The 23,972-nt window shown below is 70.4% G+C and carries 19 protein-coding genes; 11 read left to right on the plus strand and 8 right to left on the minus strand.

All coding sequences use genetic code 11. The features are described from left to right. Window positions 1–16: 16 nt before the first annotated feature. Window positions 17–613 carry a TetR/AcrR family transcriptional regulator gene (locus HNR19_RS12395; protein ID WP_179668202.1) on the minus strand — a complete coding sequence of 199 codons (597 nt, stop codon included), beginning with the start codon at window positions 611–613 and terminating at the stop codon, window positions 17–19. Between the two features lie 44 nt (window positions 614–657). Here HNR19_RS12395 and HNR19_RS12400 point away from each other — a divergent pair, with 44 nt between their 5' ends. After that, complete coding sequence (locus HNR19_RS12400) at window positions 658–2,100, plus strand: flavin-containing monooxygenase (RefSeq protein ID WP_179668203.1); 1,443 nt, start codon at window positions 658–660, stop codon at window positions 2,098–2,100. Here HNR19_RS12400 and HNR19_RS12405 read toward each other — a convergent pair. From HNR19_RS12405 to HNR19_RS12425, 5 genes are all read right to left on the minus strand, one after another. Then, window positions 2,085–3,374, minus strand: coding sequence for an RNA polymerase sigma factor (locus HNR19_RS12405; protein WP_179668204.1), 1,290 nt, complete (start codon window positions 3,372–3,374; stop codon window positions 2,085–2,087). The two genes, HNR19_RS12400 and HNR19_RS12405, sit on opposite strands and share 16 nt — an antisense overlap. 44 nt (window positions 3,375–3,418) lie before the next feature. After that, window positions 3,419–3,769 (minus strand): YciI family protein, encoded by a 351-nt coding sequence (locus HNR19_RS12410; protein ID WP_246304733.1) that lies wholly within the window; start codon window positions 3,767–3,769, stop codon window positions 3,419–3,421. Window positions 3,770–3,924: 155 nt separating this feature from the next. Then, on the minus strand, window positions 3,925–5,700 hold the full coding sequence (gene gcl, locus HNR19_RS12415; protein ID WP_179668206.1) for a glyoxylate carboligase: 1,776 nt from the start codon (window positions 5,698–5,700) through the stop codon (window positions 3,925–3,927). 1 nt (window position 5,701) lies between these two features. Continuing rightward, window positions 5,702–6,604, minus strand: a complete 903-nt coding sequence (locus tag HNR19_RS12420; protein WP_179668207.1) for a 2-hydroxy-3-oxopropionate reductase — start codon at window positions 6,602–6,604, stop codon at window positions 5,702–5,704. A gap of 22 nt (window positions 6,605–6,626) precedes the next feature. Next, window positions 6,627–7,463 (minus strand): hydroxypyruvate isomerase family protein, encoded by an 837-nt coding sequence (locus HNR19_RS12425; RefSeq protein ID WP_179668208.1) that lies wholly within the window; start codon window positions 7,461–7,463, stop codon window positions 6,627–6,629. Between the two features lie 99 nt (window positions 7,464–7,562). Here HNR19_RS12425 and HNR19_RS12430 point away from each other — a divergent pair, with 99 nt between their 5' ends. The 7 genes from HNR19_RS12430 to fdhD all read left to right on the plus strand — a co-directional run bounded on the left by HNR19_RS12430 (window position 7,563) and on the right by fdhD (window position 16,696). Next, window positions 7,563–8,534: a 2-dehydropantoate 2-reductase gene (locus tag HNR19_RS12430; RefSeq protein WP_179668209.1), complete on the plus strand. Its 972-nt coding sequence runs from the start codon at window positions 7,563–7,565 to the stop codon at window positions 8,532–8,534. Between the two features lie 98 nt (window positions 8,535–8,632). Continuing rightward, on the plus strand, window positions 8,633–10,372 hold the full coding sequence (gene oxc / locus HNR19_RS12435; RefSeq protein WP_218910233.1) for an oxalyl-CoA decarboxylase: 1,740 nt from the start codon (window positions 8,633–8,635) through the stop codon (window positions 10,370–10,372). 55 nt (window positions 10,373–10,427) lie between these two features. Next, entirely contained in the window at window positions 10,428–10,919 is a 492-nt protein-coding gene (locus tag HNR19_RS12440; RefSeq protein WP_179668210.1) for an NAD(P)H-dependent oxidoreductase subunit E, read from the plus strand. Beyond that, window positions 10,916–12,514 carry a formate dehydrogenase beta subunit gene (locus HNR19_RS12445; protein WP_179668211.1) on the plus strand — a complete coding sequence of 533 codons (1,599 nt, stop codon included), beginning with the start codon at window positions 10,916–10,918 and terminating at the stop codon, window positions 12,512–12,514. The genes HNR19_RS12440 and HNR19_RS12445 overlap by 4 nt, the downstream gene beginning before the upstream one ends. Next, on the plus strand, window positions 12,511–15,330 hold the full coding sequence (gene fdhF, locus HNR19_RS12450) for a formate dehydrogenase subunit alpha (protein WP_179668212.1): 2,820 nt from the start codon (window positions 12,511–12,513) through the stop codon (window positions 15,328–15,330). Before HNR19_RS12445 ends, fdhF begins: the two co-directional genes overlap by 4 nt. Before the next feature lies 1 nt (window position 15,331). Continuing rightward, the gene (locus tag HNR19_RS12455; RefSeq protein WP_179668213.1) at window positions 15,332–15,823 is read left to right on the plus strand and encodes a formate dehydrogenase subunit delta; all 492 of its coding nucleotides are present in this window, start codon (window positions 15,332–15,334) and stop codon (window positions 15,821–15,823) included. A gap of 24 nt (window positions 15,824–15,847) precedes the next feature. Next, the gene (fdhD, locus tag HNR19_RS12460) at window positions 15,848–16,696 is read left to right on the plus strand and encodes a formate dehydrogenase accessory sulfurtransferase FdhD (RefSeq protein WP_179668214.1); all 849 of its coding nucleotides are present in this window, start codon (window positions 15,848–15,850) and stop codon (window positions 16,694–16,696) included. A 19-nt stretch (window positions 16,697–16,715) separates the two neighbouring features. Here the strand turns inward: fdhD and sucD are convergent, their stop codons facing one another. Beyond that, window positions 16,716–17,630, minus strand: a complete 915-nt coding sequence (sucD, locus tag HNR19_RS12465; protein ID WP_179668215.1) for a succinate--CoA ligase subunit alpha — start codon at window positions 17,628–17,630, stop codon at window positions 16,716–16,718. 13 nt (window positions 17,631–17,643) lie between these two features. Next, window positions 17,644–18,813 (minus strand): ADP-forming succinate--CoA ligase subunit beta, encoded by a 1,170-nt coding sequence (sucC, locus tag HNR19_RS12470; protein ID WP_179668216.1) that lies wholly within the window; start codon window positions 18,811–18,813, stop codon window positions 17,644–17,646. 99 nt (window positions 18,814–18,912) lie between these two features. Between sucC and HNR19_RS12475 the strand changes: the two genes are divergently transcribed. From HNR19_RS12475 to HNR19_RS12485, 3 genes are all read left to right on the plus strand, one after another. Further along, entirely contained in the window at window positions 18,913–20,271 is a 1,359-nt protein-coding gene (locus HNR19_RS12475; protein ID WP_179668217.1) for an MFS transporter, read from the plus strand. Between the two features lie 152 nt (window positions 20,272–20,423). Next, a complete protein-coding gene (gene frc, locus HNR19_RS12480; protein ID WP_179668218.1) occupies window positions 20,424–21,650 on the plus strand; it encodes a formyl-CoA transferase in 1,227 nt (408 codons plus the stop codon). A 35-nt stretch (window positions 21,651–21,685) separates the two neighbouring features. Next, a complete protein-coding gene (locus tag HNR19_RS12485) occupies window positions 21,686–23,830 on the plus strand; it encodes an acetate--CoA ligase family protein (protein WP_179668219.1) in 2,145 nt (714 codons plus the stop codon). Window positions 23,831–23,972: the final 142 nt, after the last annotated feature.

Here is a 23,972-nt window from a genome sequence, read left to right on the forward strand (position 1 = left end):
GGTCGCGCCACCGACGTCACTCCTCGAGCCGGTCGAGGATCATCAGTGCGGCCCGCTGCACGTGCCGGGTCCGGTCATCGTCGGCGACCCCCTGCAGGCTGAACCCCCAGTGGCCCTCGAAGAGGCAGGCCAGCGCGTAAGCGCTCGCGGCGACGGCAGGAGCAGGGGCTCCCGGATGCTCCTCCGCGAGCTGCGCCTCGAGGTCGGGGAGCCAGCGGCTGTCCCAGAGCTCACGCATGCGCGCGGCCACCTCGGGATCGCGCGCGCTCAGCGTGACGAGCTCCTTCCACACGACGAGGTCGTCGCGGCTCTGGTAGGCCCCCGGCGCGAGCATCATCCCCACCCGCTCGCGCAGCGAGTGCTCTCCCGAGCCGCGGTGCAGGATCTCGGTGCCGACGTCCCCCATCGCGTGGTCGATGAACGCCGAGATCAGCTCCTCCCGCGACCCGAAGTAGTGCAGCACGAGCGTGCGCCGCAGGCCAGCCTCCTCCGCGACCTTGGCGAAGGTGACGCCGGCCAGGCCCTCGCGGGCGACGACGGCGACGGTCGCCCGCAGGATCTCGGCACTCCGCTCCTGCACCTTGCTCGGGCGCCCGACCTGCTTTACTGTCATGACAGTCAATCTATCCGAAGGGCACGCTGACCACCAGCACCACCATGAACCCCTCGATCATCATCATCGGCACCGGCTTCGGCGGCATCGCCGTGGCGATCCAGCTCAAGCAGGCGGGCTTCGACGACATCGTCATGCTGGAGAAGGCCGACGACGTCGGCGGTGTCTGGCGCGAGAACACCTACCCCGGCGCGGCGTGCGACGTGCCGACTCCGCTGTACTCGTACTCGTTCGAGCGCAACCCGGCCTGGCCGCGCCGCTTCGCCCCGCAGGACTCGATCCTCGGCTACATCCACCACGTGGTCGACAAGTACGACGTCCGCCGGCACATGCGGTTCGGCGCGGAGGTGGCACGCTGCGACTGGAGCGACGCGGACCACCGGTGGACGGTCACCCTCGCGTCCGGCGAGCAGGTCACCGGCGACGTGCTGGTGCCCGCGGTCGGGCAGCTGTCGCGGCCGGCGTACCCCTCGATCCCGGGGCGCTCGACCTTCGAGGGGACGACGTTCCACTCCGCCGAGTGGGACCACGACGCCGACCTGGCGGGCAAGCGGGTCGCCGTCATCGGCACCGGCGCGAGCGCCATCCAGTTCGTGCCGGCGATCCAGCCTGAGGTCGGCTCGCTCACCCTGTTCCAGCGCACCCCGCCCTACATCGCGCCGCGCAACGACGCCGCCTACGGACCGCGGCACCACTCGCTCTTCCGCCGGGTCCCGGCCGTGCAGCTCGGGGAGCGGCTGGCGTGGTGGGCGCTGATGGAGACCCTCACCACCGGGTTCGTCTACTCCCCCGCCGTCGGCCGGGTCTTCCAGGCCTACTCGCGCCGGCACATGAAGAAGCAGACCGCGTCCCGCCCCGGCCTGTTCGAGAAGGTGTGGCCCGACTACCCGTTCGGCTGCAAGCGCATCCTGCTCTCCGACGAGTACCTGCCCGCCCTCGCGCAGCCCAACGTCGAGGTGGTCACGACCGGCATCACTGCGATCGAGCCCGCGGGCGTCCGCACCGCCGACGGCACCCTCCACGAGGTCGGCGTGATCATCTACGGCACCGGCTTCGCGGCCACCGACTTCCTCGCGCCGATGGACGTCACCGGCGCCGACGGCGTCGCCCTCGACAAGGTGTGGTCGGAGGGCGCGCACGCCTACTACGGGCTCACCGTGCCGGGGTTCCCGAACATGCCGATGATCTACGGGCCCAACACCAACACCGGCGGCGGGTCGATCCTCTACTTCCTCGAGACCCAGGCCCGCTACGTCGGGCAGTACGTCGAGCACGTCGCCCGCGTGGGCCGACCGATCGACATACGTCCTGAGGTGGCGGAGGAGTTCGACCGGGCCACGCAGGACCGGCTCGCCGACAGCGTGTGGACGCGCTGCTCCTCGTGGTACCGAAACGCGCACGGCCGGGTCACGACCAACTGGCCGGGCATCTCCCTGGAGTACCGCCGCAACGCCGTCTTCGACAGCGCCGACTACGTGGTGCGCTGAGGCTCCCCACCGGCGGGACGGTTCGCCGACTCCTCGGCGCGGGCGAGCAGGATCGCCCGCTCGCTGTCGTTGCGGGTCAGCGCCGCCGCCTCGCGGAAGGAGACCGCCGCGTCGGCGTGCCGGCCGAGCCGGGCGAGCAGGTCGGCGCGGACGCTCGGCAGCAGGTGCGAGCCGCCCAGCGCGCCCGCGGGCAGCGCGTCGAGCACCGCCAGGCCGGCGGCGGGGTCGGACGCGCGACCGAGCGCGACGGCCCGGTTGACCTCCACGATCGGGCCCGGCGCCGCTTCGGCCAGCACCTCGTAGAGGCCGGCGATCGCACGCCAGTCGGTGTCCTCCGGGGTGGCCGCCCGCGCGTGGCAGGAGGCGATCGCCGCCTGGAGGTAGTAGCGGCCGACCGGCTTCCCGCGCGCGGCGAACGACTCGGCGCGCCCGAGCGCGGCGAGCCCGCGCCGGATCAGGAGCTCGTCCCACCTGCTGCGGTCCTGGTCGTCGAGCAGCACCGGCCGGCCGTCGGCGTCGACCCGCGCCGACGAACGCGACGCCTGCAGCTCCAGCAGCGCCTGGAGTCCGTGCACCTCCGGCTCGTCGGGCACCAGCTCGGCGAGCATCCTCGCCAGCCGGATCGCCTCGTTGGCGAGCTCGGGACGCATCCAGTCGTCCCCGGCTGTGGCGGCGTACCCCTCGTTGAAGATCAGGTAGACCACCGCCATCACGTCGTCGAGCCGAGCCGTGCGCTCGTCGCCGACCGGCAGCTCGAAGTCCGCGCGCGCCTCCGCGAGCGTCCGCTTCGCCCGGGAGATCCGCTGCGCCATCGTGGACTCGCTGGCGAGGAACGCGCGGGCGATCTCGGCGGTCGTGAGGCCGCCGACGAGCCGGAGCGTCAGCGCCGCCCGTGACTCGGGCGTCAGCTCCGGGTGGCACGACAAGAAGATCAGCCGGAGGACGTCGTCCTCGATGAAGTCCACCTGCGAGGTGAAGTCGGGCATGCCGTCCTCCTCTCGCAGTCCGTGGCCGAGCTCTGCGGTCTTGCGGCGCAGGTTCTCGGACCGTCGGAACGTGTCGACGGCGCGACGCTTGGCGGTGGTCATCAGCCACGCCGCGGGATTGGCGGGTACGCCGTCGGTCGGCCAGCTCTCGAGCGCGCTCACGAGCGCGTCCTGGGCGAGGTCCTCGGCCAGCTCGAGGTCGCGGGTGATCCGGGTCAGGGCGCCGACCAGCCGGGCGGACTCCTCACGCCAGGTCGTGGTGACGGCGTCCGCGGTGGTCTCGGGCATGCGGCCAGACTATTGCCGGCCGCATGCCCGTCTGCAGGCGACGCTCAGGCGTCGGCCGGCTGCGGCGGCTCGTCGGAGATCTGGCGCAGGGTCGCGACCATCTCGCACTCCGGCCAGTACTTCGCGTGCAGCTCGGCGAACTCCTGCTGCCCGGCGATCGCGTCCTCCAAGCTGTCGTACTGCATGAGCGCCCAGCCGCCGACGACCTCCTTCGCCTCGGCGTACGGGCCGTCGACGCGCGTGGTCTCGCCCTTGCGGACGACGAAGTTGACGGTGTCCTCGGTGCCGAAGAGCCCGCCGCCGTCGAGGAAGTGGCCCTTCGCGGCCTGCTCCCCGATGTACTTGTCCATCGCGTCGAACAGCGCCTGCGGCGGCGTCGGGCCGCCCTCTTCCATCCTCACGAAACCCATGAAACGCGGCATTGCTCTCGCTCCTCGTTGTCGGCGTCCACCGCTGGTCGGTGGCCGGTTCGCCCAGACGTCGAACGGCATCCTCCTGCCTCGACATCGCCGTGAAAAGAATTTTGGGGCGAACGGGAGCGAGTCGAGGGTCAGCCGCCGGCGGCGATGGCCGTCGGCGCGTCCTCCGGCGACTCGGCGAGCTCCTCGAACTCGGTGACCGCGTCGATCTCGGTGCCCATCGACACGTTGGTGACCCGTTCGAGGATCACCTCGACCACCACCGGCACGGCGTACTCCGCCATCATCGACTTGGCCTTCTCGAACGCCGCCAGGATGTCGTTCGGCTCGGTCACCCGGATCGCCTTGCAGCCCAGGCCCTCGGCGACCTTCACGTGGTCGACGCCGTAGCCGGCGACCTCGGGGCTGTTCACGTTGTCGAACGCCAGCTGAACGCAGTAGTCCATGTCGAAGCCACGCTGGGCCTGCCGGATGAGCCCGAGGTAGGAGTTGTTCACGACGACGTGGAGGTACGGGATGTTGAACTGCGCCCCGACCGCGAGCTCCTCGATGAGGAACTGGAAGTCGTAGTCGCCGGAGAGGGCGACGACGAGCGCCTCCGGGTCGGCGGTCGCGACGCCCAGCGCTGCCGGGAGGGTCCAGCCCAGCGGCCCGGCCTGTCCCGCGTTGATCCAGTGCCGCGGCTTGTAGACGTGCAGCATCTGGGCCGCCTGGATCTGCGAGAGGCCGATCGTGCTGACGTAGCGGGTGTCGGGGCCGAACGCCCGGTTCATCTCCTGGTAGACCCGTTGCGGCTTGATCGGGACGGCGTCGAAGTTCGTCTTCCGCTCCAGCGTGCGCTTGCGGGCGCGGCAGGACTCCGCCCACGCCGTGCGGTCCGGCAGCGTCCCGTCGGCGTCCTGCTCCCGGGCGACCTGGAGGAACGCCTCGAGCGCTGCTCCGGCATCGGAGACGACGGCGAGGTCGGGCGCGAAGACCTTGCCGATCTGGGTCGGCTCGATGTCGACGTGCACGAACTTGCGACCCCTGGTGTAGGTGTCGATGCCGCCGGTGTGGCGGTTGGCCCACCTGTTGCCGATCCCGACCACGAGGTCGGACTCGAGCAGGGAGGCGTTGCCGTACCGGTGGGAGGTCTGCAGCCCCACCATGCCGGCGTTGAGCGGGTGGTCGTCGGGGATCGCACCCCAGCCCATCAGGGTCGGGACGACCGGCACACCGGTGAGCTCGGCGAGCTCGACCAGCAGGTCCGCGGCGTCGGCGTTGATCACCCCACCGCCCGCGACCAGGAGCGGCCGCTCGGCCGCGGCGAGCAGGGCGAGCACCTTCTCGGCCTGGACCCGGGAGGCCGCGGGGCGCTGCACCGGGAGCGGCTCGTAGGCGTCGATGTCGAACTCGATCTCGGCGAGCTGGACGTCGAGCGGCAGGTCGAGCAGCACCGGGCCCGGCCGGCCCTCGCGCATCAGCCAGAACGCCTTCTGGAACGCGCCGGGCACCTGTGCCGGCTCCAGGACCGTGGTCGCCCACTTCGTCACCGGCGCGGCGATGTCGGCGATGTTGATCGCCTGGAAGTCCTCCTTGTGCAGCTTCGCGACCGGGGCCTGGCCGGTGATGCAGAGGATCGGGATCGAGTCGGCGGTCGCCGAGTAGAGGCCGGTGATCATGTCGGTGCCCGCGGGGCCGGACGTGCCCACGCACACGCCGATGTTGCCGGCAGCGGCCCGGGTGTAGCCCTCCGCCATGTGGGAGGCACCCTCCACGTGGCGCGCGAGCACGTGCTTGATGCCGCCGTGGTTCTTGACCGCGTTGTAGAACGGGTTGATCGCGGCTCCGGGCAGCCCGAACAGCTGGGTCGAGCCCTCCTTCTCCAGGATCAGGCAGGCCGCGTCGACGGCACGCATCCGTGCCATGTCACGCCTGCCCGTCCGTGCGACGACCGGACATCCGCTCCACGCCCCGGAGCAGCGCCGAGTGGTCGAGGCCGCCGTCACCGGCGGCGCGCGTCGCCGCGACCAGCTGGGCGACGAGCGAGCCGAGCGGGATGACGACGCCCGCCTCACGGGCCGCCGCCGTCACGATGCCCATGTCCTTGTGGTGCAGGTCGATCCGGAAGCCGGGCTGGAAGCTCCGCCCGAGCATGTTCTCCTTCTTCTGCTCGAGCACCTTCGAGCCGGCGAGCCCGCCGCCGAGCACCTCGAGCGCCGCCTTGGTGTCGACGCCGTACGCCTCGAGGAACACCAGCGCCTCGGAGACGGCCTGGATGTTGGCGGCGACGATGAGCTGGTTGGCGGCCTTCACCGTCTGCCCCGCTCCGTTCGGGCCGACGTGCACGACGGTGCCGCCCACGATGTCGAAGATCTGCTTGGCGGCCTGGAAGTCGTCGGCGGATCCGCCCACCATGATCGACAGCGCGGCGTTCCTGGCTCCCGCCTCGCCTCCGGAGACCGGGGCGTCGAGGTAGCGGAAGCCGCGCTCCCGCGCCTCCTCGGCCAGCTCGGCGGTCACGTCGGGCCGGATGCTGGAGAAGTCGATGATGAGCGCGCCCGGCTTGGCGTGGGCGAACACCCCCTCGGCGCCCCGCATCAGCGCGACGACGTCCGGGGAGTCCGGCACCATCGCGCAGACGACGTCGGCGCCGGCCACCGCCTCGGCGACGGAGGTCGCTGCCCGCCCACCCGCTGCAGCGAGCGGCTCCGCCTTCGCGGCATCGAAGTCGTAGCCGGCGACCGGGTGGCCGGCCGTCGCGAGGTGGACCGACATCGGGCTGCCCATGATGCCGAGCCCGATGAAGCCGATGCTGGTGGCGCTGCTCATGTTGATGCTCCTTCGTGGGTGGTCAGTGGGTGACGTCGAGGGCCGCCGTACGGCGCTCCCGCGGCAGCCAGTCGAGGCTGGCGGCGGTCGTGGTCGACGGCTTGTACTCCAGCCCGACCCAGCCGGCGTATCCCCCGGACTCCAGCGCGGCCAGCTGGCGCTCGAGCGGCAGCTCACCGGTGCCGGGCTCGTTGCGGCCGGGAGCGTCGGCGATCTGCACGTGGCCGACCCGCCCGACGTGTGCGGCGATCGCGGCGTCGACGTCGTCGCCGTTGACGGCCAGGTGGTAGAGGTCGGCCAGCAGAGCGATGTTGGTGGCGCCGCTGTCGGCCCGCACCTTGTCGATGACCGCGACGGCGTCGTCGGCCATCAGCAACGGATAGCGGGGCGACCCGCTGATCGGCTCGATGAGGACGGTTCCACCGATGCTGGCCACCGCCTCGGCGGCGAACGCCAGGTTGGTCAGCGCGAGCTCGTCCTGCTGGACCGGAAGCGCGTCGTCGACGCGGTTGCCGTAGAGCGCGTTGAACGCGGTGCACGCGAGCTGCTCGCCGATCTCGACGAGCACGTGGACGCTCTCCCGGAACTCGATGCTGCGGTCCGGCCAGGACACGAGGCCACGGTCCCCGCCGGGCATGTCCCCCGCAGCGAAGTTCAGGCCGACGAGCGCGACGCCGGCGTCGCGCACCGCGGACACGAACGCGTCCACCGCGGGACCGTCGGGCACCGCTTTGTCGAACGGCCACCAGAACTCGACGGCGGAGAACCCCGCCGCTGCGGCGGCCGCCGGCCGCTCCAGCAGGGGCAGCTCGGTGAAGAGGATCGAGCAGTTGACGTCGTAGCGAAGTGAGTGACTCATGCCAGCTTCGGTCTCCCGGATTCGGCCCCTTGCGGAGTGGATCAGTTCGTATACAGTATGGATTCGACGGTATACGACGTCAATACCGAGGGAGTGCCCGTGAGGATCGCCGTAGTCGGAGCAGGAGCAATCGGCGCCTATTGGGGCGCTGCCATGGATCGCGGCGGCGCCGAGGTCCACCTCATCGCGCGGAACGCCCACCTCGAGGCGATGCGGGCACACGGGGTCCGGGTGCTCAGCCCGCGCGGCGACTTCGTGGCCCACCCCCACGCGACCGACGACCCGGCCGAGGTCGGCCCCGTCGACTACGTCTTCCTCGGGCTCAAGGCGCACTGCTACCCGACCTGCAGCGACCTGGTGTCGCCACTGCTCGGCCCCGACACCGCGGTGATCGCGGCCCAGAACGGGATCCCGTGGTGGTACTTCCACGAGCTGAAAGGGCCCTACCAGGGCCGGCGGATCGAGGCAGTGGACCCCGATGGCGCCACGAGCGCGGTGCTCCCGCCCGAGCGGGCGATCGGCTGCGTGGTCTACCCCGCGACCGTGATCGAGGCGCCGGGCGTCATCCGCCACCTCGAGGGCACCCGGTTCTCGATCGGCGAGCCGTCGGGCGAGATCTCCACGCGCTGCACCGACCTGAGCGACGCGATGATCGCGGGCGGGCTCAAGAGCCCGGTCGAGCCCGACATCCGCAACGACATCTGGATCAAGCTGATGGGGAACGTGGCGTTCAACCCGATCAGCGCGCTCACCCGGGCGACCATGGTCGAGATCTGCCAGCACCCGCAGACCCGGCAGGTGGTGGTGCAGCTGATGGAGGAGACGCTCGACATCGCGGCCAGGCTCGGCAGCTCTCCCGACATCTCGGTCGAGAAGCGGCTGCGGGGCGCCGAGGGCGTCGGCCACCACAAGACGTCGATGCTCCAGGACCTCGAGGCCGGCAAGCAGCTGGAGCTCGACGCCATCGTGACTGCCGTCGTCGAGCTCGCCGACATCACCGGTGCGGCGGCGCCGACGTTGCGCACCATCCATGCGGCGGTCGACCTGCTGGCGAGCACGGCAATCCCGTGACTCTCACCGACAGGGCGAGTACGGTGGGATCTGAACTACTGCATGGTTCATACTCCATACAATCTAGTGATGCTCAGCGCTCTCCCAAGGAGGAAACCTTGACCACGATCGACGATTCCAAGCCCCTCGTCGAGGCCGAGGGCGGTGCCGAGTCGCCCTCCCTCACCGACGGGATCCACGTCGTCATCGACGCGCTGAAGCTCAACGACGTCAAGACCATCTACGGAGTCGTCGGCATCCCGATCACCGACGTGGCGCGCCTCGCGCAGGCGTCGGGCATCCGCTACATCGGGTTCCGCCACGAGAGCGACGCCGGGCACGCGGCAGCGGCCGCCGGCTTCCTGACCAAGCAGCCCGGCATCTGCCTCACCGTCTCCGCCCCCGGGTTCCTCAACGGGCTGGTCGCGCTCGCCAACGCGACGACGAACTGCTTCCCCATGGTGCAGATCTCCGGCTCGAGCGAGCGCCACCTCGTCGATCTCCAGCGCGGCGACTACGAGGAGATGGACCAGCTGGCCGCCGCCCGCCCGTTCTGCAAGGCCGCCTACCGGGTGTCCCGGGCCGAGGACATCGGTCGCGGCCTGGCGCGCGCGCTCCGCACCGCTGCTTCCGGTCGCCCCGGCGGGGTCTACCTCGACATCCCCGCGGCCGTGCTCGGCGAGGTGATCGACGCCCAGCAGGCGCAGGACTCGCTCTGGAAGCCGGTCGACCCGGCGCCACGGCAGGTACCCGAGCCCGCCGCGATCGACCGCGCGGTCGACCTGCTCGCCAGCGCCGAGCGGCCGCTCGTCGTGCTCGGCAAGGGCGCCGCCTATGCCCAGGCCGACGAGACCATCCGCAACTTCATCGAGTCGACCGGCGTGCCTTATGTCCCGATGTCGATGGCGAAGGGACTGCTCCCGGACGACCACCCGCAGTCGGCCGCGACCGCGCGGTCCTTGGCCCTCAAGCGCGCCGACGTGGTGATGCTCGTCGGCGCCCGGCTGAACTGGCTGCTCGGGCACGGCGACGCGCCGCAGTGGAGCCCCGACGCGAAGTTCATCCAGGTCGACATCGAGGCGAGCGAGATGGACAGCAACCAGCCGATCGCGGCGCCCCTGGTGGGCGACGTCGGGTCGGTGATGGACGCGCTCGTCGAGCGGAGCAAGCCGGGCCAGATCGCCGTGCCCGACGAGTGGCGCGCGGAGCTCACCGCGAAGTCCGACCAGAACGTCGCCAAGATGGCGACCCGGCTCGAGGCCGCACGGGCCGCGCACCCGATGAAGTTCCTCGGCGCGCTCCAGGCGATCCGCGACGTGCTCGACGAGAACCCCGAGTCCTACATCGTCAACGAGGGCGCCAACGCGCTCGACCTGGCGCGCAACACCATCGGGATGAAGGTCCCGCGGCACCGCTTGGACAGCGGGACCTGGGGCGTCATGGGCATCGGCATGGGCTACGCCATCGCGGCCGCGGTGGAGACCGGCAAGCCGGTCATCGCGATCGAGGGCGACAGCGCCTTCGGCTTCAGCGGCATCGAGCTCGAGACCATCTGCCGCTACGACCTGCCCGTCGTGACCGTGGTCCTCAACAACAGCGGCGTCTACCGCGGCGACTCCCTGTCCCCTACGGGCGACCCGGCGCCGACGGCGCTCAAGGCGCGCCACGACCTGATGATCCAGGCCTTCGGGGGCACCGGCCACCAGGCGACGACGCCGGAGGAGGTCGCGTCGTACCTCCGCGACGCCCTGGCTTCCGGTCGCCCGACCCTCATCGACTGCGTGATCGACCCCTCGGACGGCACCGAGAGTGGCAACATCGCTCACCTCAACCCCAAGGGGATCGCTGGCGCGCGCTGAGCACACCCCTCCTGACCGGGACAGTGAGACGATGTGACGAGGAGATGCTGAGCCGATGAGTCTGACAGTGAACGGGTCGGTGGGCGCGGAGACCGAGGCGGTCGTCCGCGAGGTCGCTGCCGCGCACCGGGCCGAACGCGGCCCCCTGCTGGAGATCCTCCACGGCGTGCAGGAGCGCCTCGGCTGCGTGCCGCCCGAGGCCGTCCAGGTGCTGGCCGACGAGCTCAACCTGTCCTACGCCGACGTCCACGGGGTGGTGAGCTTCTACCACGACTTCCGGTCGGAGCCGGCCGGGCGCACGACGGTCCGCGTCTGCGAGGCCGAGGCCTGCCAGTCGGTGGGCGCGCGCGACCTCGTCGCGCGCCTGAAGGAGCAGTACGGCGCAGCCCATGGCGACACCACGGCGGACCGGTCGCTCACCGTGGAGCGGGTGTTCTGCTTCGGCAACTGCGCGCTCGGCCCGACGGTCGAGATCAACGGCCGCCTGCACGGCCGCGTCGACCCCGATCGGCTCGGCTCCCTCGTCGACAAGGAGCTCGGCCGATGAGCACCTCCTCCCCCGTCACCGTCTACGTCCCCCGCGACTCCGCGGCCCGCTCGGTGGGTGCCGACGACGTCGCCGACTCCCTGCAGCGCGCGGCCGACGGCCAGGGCCGTGAGATCCGCGTCGTGCGCAACGGGTCCCGCGGCCTGCTGTGGCTCGAGCCGTTGGTCGAGGTCGAGACCGCCGAGGGGCGGGTCGGCTACGGCCCCGTCGCGCCGGAGGATGTCGACGACCTGGTCGCCGCGGGCCTGCTCGACGGCGCCGAGCACCCGGCGCGGGTCGGCGTCGTCGACCAGCTGCCGTGGCTGGCCCGGCAGAACCGAGTGACCTTCCGTCGGGTGGGTGTGACCGACCCCCTGTCGACCGACGACTACCTCCGCAACGGCGGTCTGACCGGGCTGCGGCGCGCGCTGGAGATGTCGCCCGCCGAGGTCGTCGCCGCCGTGACCGAGTCCGGGCTCCGGGGGCGAGGCGGCGCCGGCTTCCCGGCAGGCATCAAGTGGAAGACGGTCCTCGACTGCGACGACGAGCTGAAGTTCGTCTGCTGCAACGCCGACGAGGGCGACAGCGGGACGTACGCCGACCGGATGCTGATCGAGGGCGATCCCTTCGTCCTCATCGAGGGGATGACGATCGCGGCGCACGCCGTCGGCGCCACGGAGGGCTACGTCTACCTCCGCTCGGAGTACCCGGACGCCGTGGCCACCCTGCGCGCCGCGATCGAGATCGCCCGCGAACTGCGCTGGCTGGGTGACGACGTGCTCGGCTCCGGCCTTTCCTTCGACCTGAAGGTGCGGGTCGGCGCGGGCGCCTACATCTGCGGCGAGGAGACCTCGATGCTCGACAGCCTCGAGGGCAAGCGCGGCATGGTGCGCTCGAAGCCGCCGATCCCCGCGATCGAGGGTCTCTTCGGCAAGCCCACGGTGGTCAACAACGTGCTGACCCTGGGCACCGTGCCGGCGATCCTCGCCGACGGGCCCGAGGCCTACCAGCGGCTCGGCGTCGAGCGGTCGAGGGGCACCCAGGTCTTCCAGCTCGGCGGCAACCTCCGCCAAGGTGGCATCGTCGAGACCGCCTTCGGCGTCACGCTGGGCGAGCTCGTCGAGCAGTACGGCGGCGGGACCCGGTCCGGCCGCCCGGTCCGGGCCGTTCAGGTCGGAGGCCCGCTGGGCGCCTACCTGCCCCCGTCGCAGTTCGACCTCCCGATGGACTACGAGGCGTTCGCCGCCGCGAACGCGATGGTCGGTCACGGCGGGATCGTCGTCTTCGACGACACCGTCGACATGGCCGCGCAGGCCCGGTTCGCGATGGAGTTCTGTGCCGCGGAGTCGTGCGGCAAGTGCACGCCGTGCCGGGTCGGCTCGGTGCGCGGCGTCGAGGTGATCGACCGCATCACCGCAGGCGACCACCGCGACGAGAACCTCGCCGTGCTCGAGGACCTCTGCGACGTGATGACCGAGGGGTCCCTGTGCGCGATGGGCGGGCTCACGCCGATGCCCGTGCGCAGCGCGATCACCCACTTCTCCGAGGACTTCTTCCCCCCACCCCCAGGACAAGCAACCGTGCCCACCGACGCGATGACGGAGGCCAGCTCATGACCGTGCTCAAGGAACCTGACTTCGGCACCCCGGCCCGGGACGGTGAACCGACCGTCGCCATCGAGGTCGACGGCCGGCAGGTCTCGGTGCCCGAGGGCACGTCGGTGATGCGGGCGGCCGCGCTCGCCGGCGTCGACGTACCCAAGCTGTGCGCGACCGACTCGATGGAGGCGTTCGGCTCCTGCCGGCTCTGCCTCGTGGAGATCGACGGACGCAAGGGCACGCCCGCGTCGTGCACCACCCCGGTGGCCGATGGGATGGTCGTGCACACCCAGACCCCGAAGGTCGACAAGCTCCGCCAGAACGTCATGGAGCTCTACATGTCCGACCACCCGCTCGACTGCCTCACCGACGGGGCGCAGGGCGACTGCGAGATGCACGACCTCGCCGACCGGGTCGGGCTGGTGCACGTGCGCTACGGCCAGGAGGGCGCCAACCACCTCCACGAGTCGCCCGACCTGACCAACCCCTACTTCAACTTCGACCCCGCCAAGTGCATCGTCTGCTCCCGCTGCGTGCGTGCCTGCGACGAGATCCAGGGCACCTTCGCGCTCACCATCGAGGGACGCGGGTTCGACTCGAAGGTGTCGCCGGGCGGCACGACGTTCATGGACTCCGAGTGCGTCTCGTGCGGCGCGTGCGTCCAGGCCTGCCCGACCGACGCGCTCCAGGAGCGGTCGGTGGTCGACCTCGGCATGCCCAACCGCTCGGTGGTCACCACGTGCGCCTACTGCGGGGTCGGCTGCTCCTTCAAGGCGGAGCTGAAGGGCGACGAGCTGGTGCGCATGGTGCCCCTCAAGGACGGCGGCGCCAACGAGGGCCACTCGTGCGTCAAGGGCCGCTTCGCCTACGGCTACGCCACGCACTCCGACCGGCAGCTGCGTCCGATGGTGCGCGACAAGATCACCGACCCCTGGCGCGAGGTCGAGTGGGAGGAGGCCATCACGACGGTCGCCACCCGGATGCTCGAGATCCAGAAGCAGTACGGCGCCGGCGCGATCGGCGCGATCTCCTCCTCCCGCTGCACCAACGAGGAGGTCTTCGTGGTGCAGAAGATGGTGCGGGCCGCGTTCGGCAACAACAACATCGACACCTGCGCGCGGGTCTGCCACTCCCCCACCGGCTACGGCCTGAAGCAGACGTTCGGCGAGTCCGCCGGCACCCAGGACTTCCGGTCGGTCGCCCAGGCCGACGTGATCGTCGTGATCGGCGCCAACCCGACCGAGGCACACCCGGTGTTCGGGTCGCGGATGAAGCAGCGGCTCCGCGAGGGTGCCGAGCTCATCGTCGTCGACCCGCGGCGCATCGACCTGGTCCGGTCCCCGCACATCGAGGCGGCCCACCACCTCCAGCTCAACCCCGGCACCAACGTCGCCGTCGTCAACGCGATGGCCCACGTCGTGGTGACCGAGGGCCTCGTCGACGAGGCGTTCGTCAGCTCCCGATGCGAGGGCTTCGACGAGTGGGCGGAGTTCATCGCGCGGCCGGAGAACAGCCCGGAGGCCGTCGCGGCCCTCACCGGCGTGCCCGCCGACGAGCTCCGCGCCGCGGCGCGGCTCTACGCCCGCGCCGGCAACGGGGCGATCTACTACGGGCTCGGCGTGACCGAGCACAGCCAGGGCTCGACGATGGTCATGGGCATGGCCAACCTCGCGATGGCGACCGGCAACCTCGGACGCGACGGCGTCGGCGTCAACCCGCTGCGCGGCCAGAACAACGTGCAGGGGTCGTGCGACATGGGCTCGTTCCCGCACGAGCTGCCCGGCTACCGCCACGTCTCCGACGACGCGGTGCGCAGCGTGTTCGAGAACCTCTGGGGCCGGACGCTCCTCTCCGAGCCCGGTCTGCGGATCCCCAACATGTTCGACGCCGCGATCGACGGGTCCTTCCGGGGACTGTTCGTGCACGGCGAGGACATCGCGCAGTCCGACCCCAACCTCCAGCACGTGTCCGCCGCGCTCGGCGCGATGGACCTCGTGGTCGTCCAGGACCTGTTCCTCAACGAGACCGCGAAGTTCGCCCACGTGTTCCTGCCGGGCGCCTCGTTCCTCGAGAAGGACGGCACGTTCACCAACGCCGAGCGCCGGATCAACCGGGTCCGCGCCGTGATGCCGCCGAAGTCCGGGAAGCACGAGTGGACGATCGTGTGCGAGATCGCGACGGCCATGGGCTACCCGATGCACTACGACCACCCGAGCCAGATCATGGACGAGATCGCGGCCACGACACCGACGTTCACCGGCGTCTCCTTCGACCGGATCGACCAGGTCGGCAGCATCCAGTGGCCGTGCGACGAGGCCGCCCCCGAGGGCACCCCGATCATGCACGTCGACTCCTTCACCCGCGGTCAGGGCAAGTTCGTGCCCACGCCGTTCGTGCCCACCGACGAGCGGAGCACGCGGAGGTTCCCGCTGATCCTCACCACCGGGCGGATCCTCTCGCAGTACAACGTCGGTGCGCAGACCCGCCGTACGGCGAACGTCGCCTGGCACCCCGAGGACGTCCTCGAGATCCACCCGCACGACGCCGAGGACCGTGGCGTCGTCGACGGTGACCTGATCGAGATCGCCAGCCGGGTCGGCAAGACGACTCTCCACGCGCAGATCTCCAACCGCGTGCCGCCCGGCGTCGTCTACACGACGTTCCACCACCCGGTGACGGGCGCCAACGTCGTGACGACGGAGAACTCCGACTGGGCGACGAACTGTCCGGAGTACAAGGTGACCGCCGTCCAGGTCACGCGCACGCACGCGCCGGTCGAGGAGCGCGAGGAGCCGATCGCCGAGCAGCCGGCGTCCGAGCAGCTGGTGGGCTGACGTGTCCGCGACGACTCCCCCGGAGATCCGGCTGATCAACAACATCGCCGTGCAATTCGGCCACCTGGCGCCCGAGCGGGCCTCCGAGGAGGTCGCCAACCACGTCCGCAAGTTCTGGGACCCCCGGATGAAGGCACGGCTGCTCGAGCTGGCGACGACGGAGGCAGAGCTCCTCCAGCCGGCGGCGTACGCCGCGGTGGGGCTCGTGAACGGCAGCGTGTCGCCGCCGCAGGCACCGGCGACGAGCGCGACCCTGTTGTCGGTCCGGACGGCGGACGGATCGCTCGAGGTCGACCTCGGCGACCCGCGGTCGGTCGACGGGCTGCGGTCGGCGATCGGCGTCGACAGCACCGGCCGCACCGCCTCCGACCTCCGCGGGGCGATCGAGCAGGTGACGACCCGCTGGACCACGGCGGAGGCGCTGCTCGCGCTCGACCAGGAGGACGTGCCCGCGCGCGCCGTGAACGGCGACCACGGCCTGGTCGCGCCGTAGACTCGATCCAGGTGAGGTGAGCGTATGGGACGCGTGACGAGACGACGACGGGTGATCCGCCTGGGGCGCCAGGGCGTTGCGGCGCGGCCCGACACCCTGGCCGTCGAGGAGCCACTCGAGGTCCGGGTGGCCGGCCATCCGCTGTCGGTGACGATGCGCACCCCCGGCCACGACTTCGACCTGGCGGCCGGGTTCCTGGTCAGCGAGGGCGTGATCCGCGGCTCCTCCGACATCCAGGGCATCCGCTACTGCGCCGGCGCCGTCGACGACGGCACCAACACCTACAACGTCGTCGACGTGTCGCTGGCCCCCGGGGTGGCGCCCCCGGACCCGTCGGTCGAGCGCAACTTCTACACGACGTCGTCGTGCGGGGTGTGCGGCAAGGCCAGTCTCGACGCCGTCCGCACGTCGGCGTTCTGGACCGTGCACGACGACCCCGTCCGGTTCGACACGTCGCTCCTCGAGCAGCTCCCCGACCGCCTGCGCGCCGCCCAGCCGGTCTTCGACCGCACGGGCGGTCTGCACGCCGCAGGACTCTTCACCGCCGACGGCGAGCTGCTCTGCGCGCGCGAGGACGTCGGACGCCACAACGCCGTCGACAAGGTCCTCGGCTGGGCCGCGCGCGAGGACCGGCTGCCGCTCACCGGCACCATCCTGATGGTGAGCGGGCGCGCGTCGTTCGAGCTGGTGCAGAAGGCCGTAATGGGTGGGATCCCCGCGCTGGCTGCGGTCTCCGCACCGTCGTCGCTCGCCGCGGAGCTCGCCACCGACGCGGGCCTCACCCTGGTCGGCTTCCTCCGGGGGTCGTCGATGAACGTCTACAGCGGGGCCGACCGGCTCGGGCTGGAGCAGGCCGCGCAGCTCGGCGCGTGACGAGCGCGCGGCCCACCCATCACGCGGGCTGAGCGTCCAGCTCCGACGCCAGCGCCGCCCGCGCCAGGGCGGCGGTGGCTGAGGGGGTCTTGCCGACCTTGACGCCGACGGCTTCGAGGGCTTCCTGCTTGGCGGCGGCGGTGCCGGCGGAGCCGGACACGATGGCACCCGCGTGGCCCATGGTCTTGCCCTCGGGGGCGGTGAACCCGGCGACGTAGCCGACGACGGGCTTGGTGATGTTGGCCTTGATGTACTCCGCGGCGCGTTCCTCGGCGTCCCCGCCGATCTCACCGATCATCACGATGACCTTGGTCTCCGGGTCGTCCTCGAAGGCCTGGAGGGCGTCGATGTGGGTGGTGCCCACGATCGGGTCGCCGCCGATGCCGATGGCGGTGGAGAAGCCGAAGTCCTTCAGCTCATACATCATCTGGTAGGTCAGGGTCCCGGACTTCGACACCAGGCCGACCGGGCCGGAGCCGGTGATCGTGTGGGGGGTGATGCCGGCCAGCGACTCACCGGGGGTGATGATGCCGGGGCAGTTGGGGCCGATCATCCGGGTGGACTTGCCTTGGAGGTAGGACCACACCTCGGCGGTGTCTTGGACCGGGACGCCCTCGGTGATCACCACGATCAGCGGCATCTGGGCGTCGATGGCCTCGATGGCCGCGTCCTTGGTGAACGCCGGCGGCACGAACAGGACCGACACGTCGGCGCCGGTCTCCTTCATGGCCTCGGCCACGGTGCCGAACACCGGCAGCTCCACATCCGCACCGTCGGCGTTCTTGTGGGACACGGTCGTTCCGGCCTTGCGGGCGTTGACCCCGCCGACGATCGTCGCGCCGGAGTCGAGCATCAGGGCGGTGTGCTTGGCACCCATGCCGCCGGTGATGCCCTGGACGATGATCTTGCTGTCCTTGTTCAAGTAGATAGACATTCTCGTCCCCTTCTCAGGCGTTCGCGTGGGCGAGCTCGGCGGCCTTGTCGGCCGCGCCGTCCATGGTGTCGACCTGCGTGACGAGCGGGTGGTTCAGCTCATCGAGGATCGCCCGGCCCTGCTCGACGTTGTTGCCGTCCAGGCGCACCACCAGCGGCTTGGTCGCGGCGTCGCCGAGGATCTCCAGGGCACCCTTGATGCCGTTGGCGACCTCATCACACGCGGTGATGCCACCGAAGACGTTGACGAACACGCTCTTCACGGCCGGGTCGTTGAGGATCACATCCAGGCCGTTGGCCATCACCGTGGCGTTCGCGCCGCCGCCGATGTCGAGGAAGTTCGCGGGCTTCACCCCGCCATGCGCCTCGCCGGCGTAGGCGACCACGTCCAGGGTGGACATGACCAGGCCCGCGCCGTTGCCGATGATCCCGACCTGCCCGTCGAGCTTGACGTAGTTGAGGTTCAGGTCCTTCGCCTTCGCCTCCAGCGGGTCGGCCTCCTCCCGGATCACGAACTCCTCGTGATCGGGGTGCCGCACCTCCGAGGCGTTGTCATCGAGCGAGACCTTGCCGTCCAGCGCCTCCAGCTTGTCGCCCTCCAGCCGCGCCAGCGGGTTGACCTCCACCAGCGTGGCGTCCTCCTCCACGAACACGGTGTAGAGCTTCTCGATCATCTCCACGGCCTGCTCGAAGACCGGCTCGGGGAACTTCGCCTCAGCAGCGATCTCACGGGCCTTCGCCGCATCCACACCCTGGCCGGGGTCGATCGCGATCTTCTTCACCGCATCCGGGTTGGTCTTGGCGACCTCCTCGATCTCCACACCACCCTCCACCGAGGCGATGCACAGGTACTGGCGGTTCGACCGGTCCAGCAGGAACGAGAAGTAGTACTCCTCGACCGGCGGGGTCGCCGGGGTGACCAGGACCCGGTTGACCGTGAGGCCCTTGATCTCCATCCCCAAGATGTTGCTCGCGTGCAGATGCGCCTCCTCGGGCGTCTTCGCCAGCTTCACACCACCGGCCTTGCCGCGGCCACCGGCCTTGACCTGCGCCTTGACGACACAGAAGCCGTACTCCTCCGCAGCCGCACGCGCCTCCTCGGCGGTCTCCACAACCGTGCCGAGAGTGGTGGTCACACCATGCTTCGCGAAGAGCTGCTTCGCTTGAAACTCCATCAGGTCCACCGAGGGCCTCCTCCGCCGCGGTCCACGCAAATCAGTAGGGATCAATTCGGTTCGCAGACAGTATGCTGTATGCAACATCACAGGCAAGAGGAGGCGACGATGTTCACCACTTCCATCCGTCTGGTCAGGTTCAGCCGCGAGGTGACCGACGCCTACGGCCGTCGCTACCGGGTCGGCGAGACGCCCGAGGAGCTCACCGGACGCCCACGCGAGCACCAGGTGTGGCGTGCCTGGCTGTGCCTAGCCGCCATCGGCCCCCTGCAGTACCTCTTCGGCTTCGCCGTGCTCGGCGTCCCCGGCACGAGCACCTGGGACACCGTCCACGCGGCGTGGCTCCTGGCGCTCTTCGTCGTGGTCCAGGCCGGCACAGCGCTCCCCTGCGCCTGGCTGGCGCGGCGCCGGATGGCTCCGTCACCCTCGGCGCTCGTCACCACGGGGGGCGTGCTCGCGGCGGCCGGCCTCCTCTGCCTCGGCCACGCCGACAGCCTCGCGGTGGCGGCGGTCGGGTACGCCGGACTGGGCGGCGTCGGGGCCGGCCTCGTCTACTCCACAGCCGCCTCGACGGCAGGCCGCTGGTTCCCGGACCGACGCGTCTCCACGATCGGCTTCGTCACCGGAGCGTTCGCGTGCGGCGCCGTACCCGGCATCCTGGCGCTCACGCTCGCGACGTCGGCCGACGCCCACGTGGTCGTCTACGACGTGCTCGCCGGAATCGCACTGGTCGTCGTGACCGCGGCCGGGCGAGGGCTCGTCGATCCGCCGCCGCAGTGGTGGCCCGCCGACATCGACCCGCAGCTCTGGGCGATCGACCACAGCCTCAACCGCAGCCTCCCGCACAACGTGCCCGCGGTCCGCGAGTACCCGCCGCTGGACGCGCTCCGCACCTCGGCGCTGCCCCTCATGTGGCTGATCTTCGCCACCGTCACCGCGGTCGCGCTCCTCGGGACCGCCTTCGTGAGCCACTACGCCGTCGAGGCAGGGCTCGGGGTCACGGCCGCCGGACTGGCGGCCGCCGGACTGGCCGCGGTCAGTGGGCTCGGGCGGTCCGCCACGGCCCGTCTCTCGGACATCTTCGGGCGCTCCCACGTGCTGGGCGTGATCGTGGCCGGCGAAGGAGTCGCCCAGCTCGGGCTCGCCGCCACGGGCCACCTCGGCAACGCCATCGGGTTCACGCTCTTCGCGATCCTCGCCGGCCTCGGCGGCGGCGCCTTCTACGCCATCTTCGCCCACCTCGTCCTCGAGTACTTCGGCGAGCGCGACGTCCTCCAGAACCAGGCGATCCTCTACAGCGCCAAGGCGGTCGGCGGCGTCGTCGGGATCGGTGGCGGCGCCGCCCTGATCTCGCACTCCGGGCACGTCGCCGCGTTCACCACTGCCGGCTGCGCGGCCCTCGTCGCCGCCTGCCTCCTGCCCCGGCTCAAGCAGCCCGGGCGTCCCACGCTGCCCCCACGCGGCTGATGCCCGCCGGCCAGGTTGCATACAGCATTCAAATCTGCCGAAACTCCGCGCAGCCCCTAGACATTCCCGCTCGGAGTGAGGTACACATCACATAACACCGCATACGGTATGCAGTTTCATGGCGACCGTCCGCAGAACACGGAGGCGACAACATGACCAAAGCCCTTGAAGGCGTCCGAGTGCTCGACATGACGCACGTCCAGTCGGGCCCCTCCTGCACGCAGATCCTGGCGTGGCTAGGGGCCGACGTCATCAAGCTGGAGTCCCCCACCGGCGACATCACGCGCCAGCAGCTCCGCGACCTGCCGGACGTCGACAGCCTCTACTTCACGATGCTCAACTGCAACAAGCGCAGCATCACGCTGAACATGAAGAGCGAGCGGGGCAAGGAGATCTTCACCGAGCTCGTCAAGCAGTCCGACATCCTCGTCGAGAACTTCGCGCCGGGCGCCGTCGACCGCATGGGGTTCACGTGGGAGCGGCTCCAGGAGATCAACCCGGCGCTGATCTTCGCCTCGATCAAGGGCTTCGGCCCGGGCAAGTACGCCGACTGCAAGGCCTACGAGGTGGTGGCCCAGGCGATGGGCGGCGCGATGAGCACCACCGGCTTCGAGAACGGCCCGCCGACCGCGACCGGTGCGCAGATCGGCGACTCGGGCACCGGCATGCACCTCGTGGCCGGCATCCTCGCAGCTCTCTATCAGCGGGTGCAGACCGGCCGGGGACAGCGGGTCTCCGTCGCCATGCAGGAGGCCGTGCTCAACCTGACCCGCGTCAAGCTGCGCGACCAGCAGCGGCTCGCCCACGGCGGCCTGTCGGAGTACCCCAACGAGGAGTTCGGCGACGAGGTGCCGCGGTCGGGCAACGCGTCGGGAGGCGGCCAACCCGGCTGGGCGGTCAAGTGCAGCCCCGGCGGCCCGAACGACTACATCTACGTGATCGTGCAGCCCCCCGGCTGGCCGAAGATCGCCGAGCTGATCGGCCACCCCGAGCTCGCGGAGGACCCCGACTGGGCGACCCCGGCGGCGCGGCTCGACAAGCTCGACAAGATGTTCGCCCTCATCGAGGAGTGGACCCAGGGCCTCACCAAGTACGAGGTCATGGACCACCTCAACCTCCTCAACGTGCCCTGCGGGCCGATCCTCAGCACCCGCGAGCTGATCGAGGACCAGACGCTCGCCGATCTCGGTGCGGTGGTCGAGGTCGAGCACCCCGAGCGCGGTGTGTTCAAGACCGTCGGCTGCCCGATCAAGCTCTCCGACTCCCCCGTGGAGATCGTCACCTCCCCCGGGCTGGGCGAGCACAGCGCCCAGATCTACGGGGAGCTCGGCATCGACGCTGCCGAGCTCGAAGACCTGAAGACCGCCGGCGTCATCTGACAACGGGCCCCACCACTCACCGAACAGGAGCAGGCATGGCACACGACCGGACCGCCGTACAAGCAATCCTCGACAAGGCACTGGCGGAGGGGCGCACCAGCCTCAGCGCCCCGGAGGCCAAGCAGGTGGCGGACGCGTACGGCATCCCGACCCCGGGCGAGGCACTCGCCACCTCGGCCGAGGAAGCCGCGAAGCTCAGCGCAGGCATCGGGTACCCGGTCGTGCTGAAGATCGTCTCCCCCGACATCCTGCACAAGACCGACGCGGGCGGCGTCGTGGTCGGCGTCGAGAGCGACGAGGCGGCGCGCTCGGCGTACGACGAGATCATCGCGAACGCCAAGGCCTACAAGTCCGACGCCGACATCACCGGCGTCCAGGTCCAGCAGATGCTGGTGAACGGCCCCGACGTCCAGGAGGTCATCGTCGGCGCCGTCACCGACCCCGCCTTCGGGAAGATCGTCGCGTTCGGCCTGGGCGGCGTCCTCGTCGAGGTGCTCAAGGACGTGACGTTCCGGCTCGCGCCGACGTCGCCGGAGGACGCCAGGTCGATGGTCGACGGCATCGGCGCGGCGGCCGTCCTCGACGGCGTGCGCGGAGCGGCGCCGGTCGACAAGGACGCTCTCGCGGCCGTGATCTCGGGACTCTCGGACCTGGTGACCGACTTCCCGGAGCTCTCGGAGGTCGACCTCAACCCGGTGCTCGCGGGCCCCGATGGCGCGACGGCGGTCGACGTGCGGATCATCATCGACCCGGAGGGCGCCGAGGAGCCCGAGCGGTTCTCCCAGGAGGAGATCCTCGCGTCGATGAACCGGATCATGAAGCCGAAGGCGATCGCCGTGATCGGTGCCTCCAACGAGGAGGGCAAGATCGGCAACTCGGTGATGAAGAACCTCATCAACGGCGGCTACCAGGGCACGATCTTCCCGATCAACCCCAAGTCGGACACGGTCCTGGACCTGCCTGCTTACAAGGCGATCACCGACGTCCCGGACGACGTCGACGTCGCGGTGTTCGCGGTGCCCGCCAAGTTCGTCGCCGGCGCGCTCGAGCAGTGCGGTGAGAAGGGTGTCGCGGGCGCGATCCTGATCCCCTCCGGCTTCGCCGAGACCGGTGAGCAGGAGCTCCAGGACGAGGTCGTGGCGGTGGCCCGCAAGCACGGCGTGCGGATCCTCGGGCCGAACATCTACGGCTACTACTACACGCCCGAGAACCTCTGCGCGACGTTCTGCACGCCTTACGACGTCAAGGGCAGCGTGGCGCTGTCGTCGCAGAGCGGCGGCATCGGTATGGCGATCCTGGGCTTCAGCCGCTCCTCGAAGATGGGCGTCTCCTCCATTGTCGGCGTCGGCAACAAGGCCGACATCGACGAGGACGACCTGCTCACGTTCTTCGAGTCCGACGACAACACGCAGCTGATCGCGATGCACCTGGAGGACCTCAAGGACGGGCGCTCGTTCGCCGAGGTCGCCTCCCGGGTGTCGAAGAAGAAGCCGGTCGTCGTGCTCAAGGCGGGTCGCACCGACATGGGCGCCCGGGCGGCGAGCTCGCACACGGGCGCGCTGGCGGGCAACGACAAGGTCTACGACGACATCCTCAAGCAGTCCGGCGTGATCCGGGCCCCCGGCCTCAACCACATGCTCGAGTTCGCCCGCGGCGTCCCGAAGCTGCCCACGCCCAAGGGTGAGAACGTCCTGATCATCACCGGCGCCGGCGGCTCGGGCGTGCTCCTCTCCGACGCGGTCGTCGACAACGGCATGACCTTGATGGACATGCCGGACGACCTCGCGGCGGCGTTCGACGAGTACATCCCGCCGTTCGGTGCCTCGGGGAACCCGGTCGACATCACCGGCGGCGAGCCGCCCTCGACCTACCGGAACACGATCGCCCTCGGGCTCGAGGACGACCGGATCCACTCGCTGATCCTGGGCTACTGGCACACGATCGTCACGCCGCCGATGGTGTTCGCCAAGCTCGTCACCGAGGTGGTCGAGGAGTATCGCGCGAAGGGCATCGAGAAGCCCGTGGTCGCGTCGCTCTCCGGCGACGTCGAGGTCGAGGAGGCCAGCGCCTACCTCTACGAGCACGGGATCGTCGCCTACCCGTACACCACCGAGCTGCCGGTCGACGTCCTCGGGGCGAAGTACCGCTGGGCCCGGAACGCCGGACCGCTCGGCGGCTGAGACGCATCGGTGGCCGCCCGCCACCAGGCGCGGCGGCCCCAGAAGGAAACAACGCTCGACGACACCCCGAGAGGAGCGGAGCACAGCAGTTCAATCTCTGTCGGCATGCTGTTCGCTGACGTCGATCAAAGGGAGGCCATCG

The organism is Nocardioides thalensis, assembly GCF_013410655.1.
GTDB lineage: Bacteria > Actinomycetota > Actinomycetes > Propionibacteriales > Nocardioidaceae > Nocardioides > Nocardioides thalensis.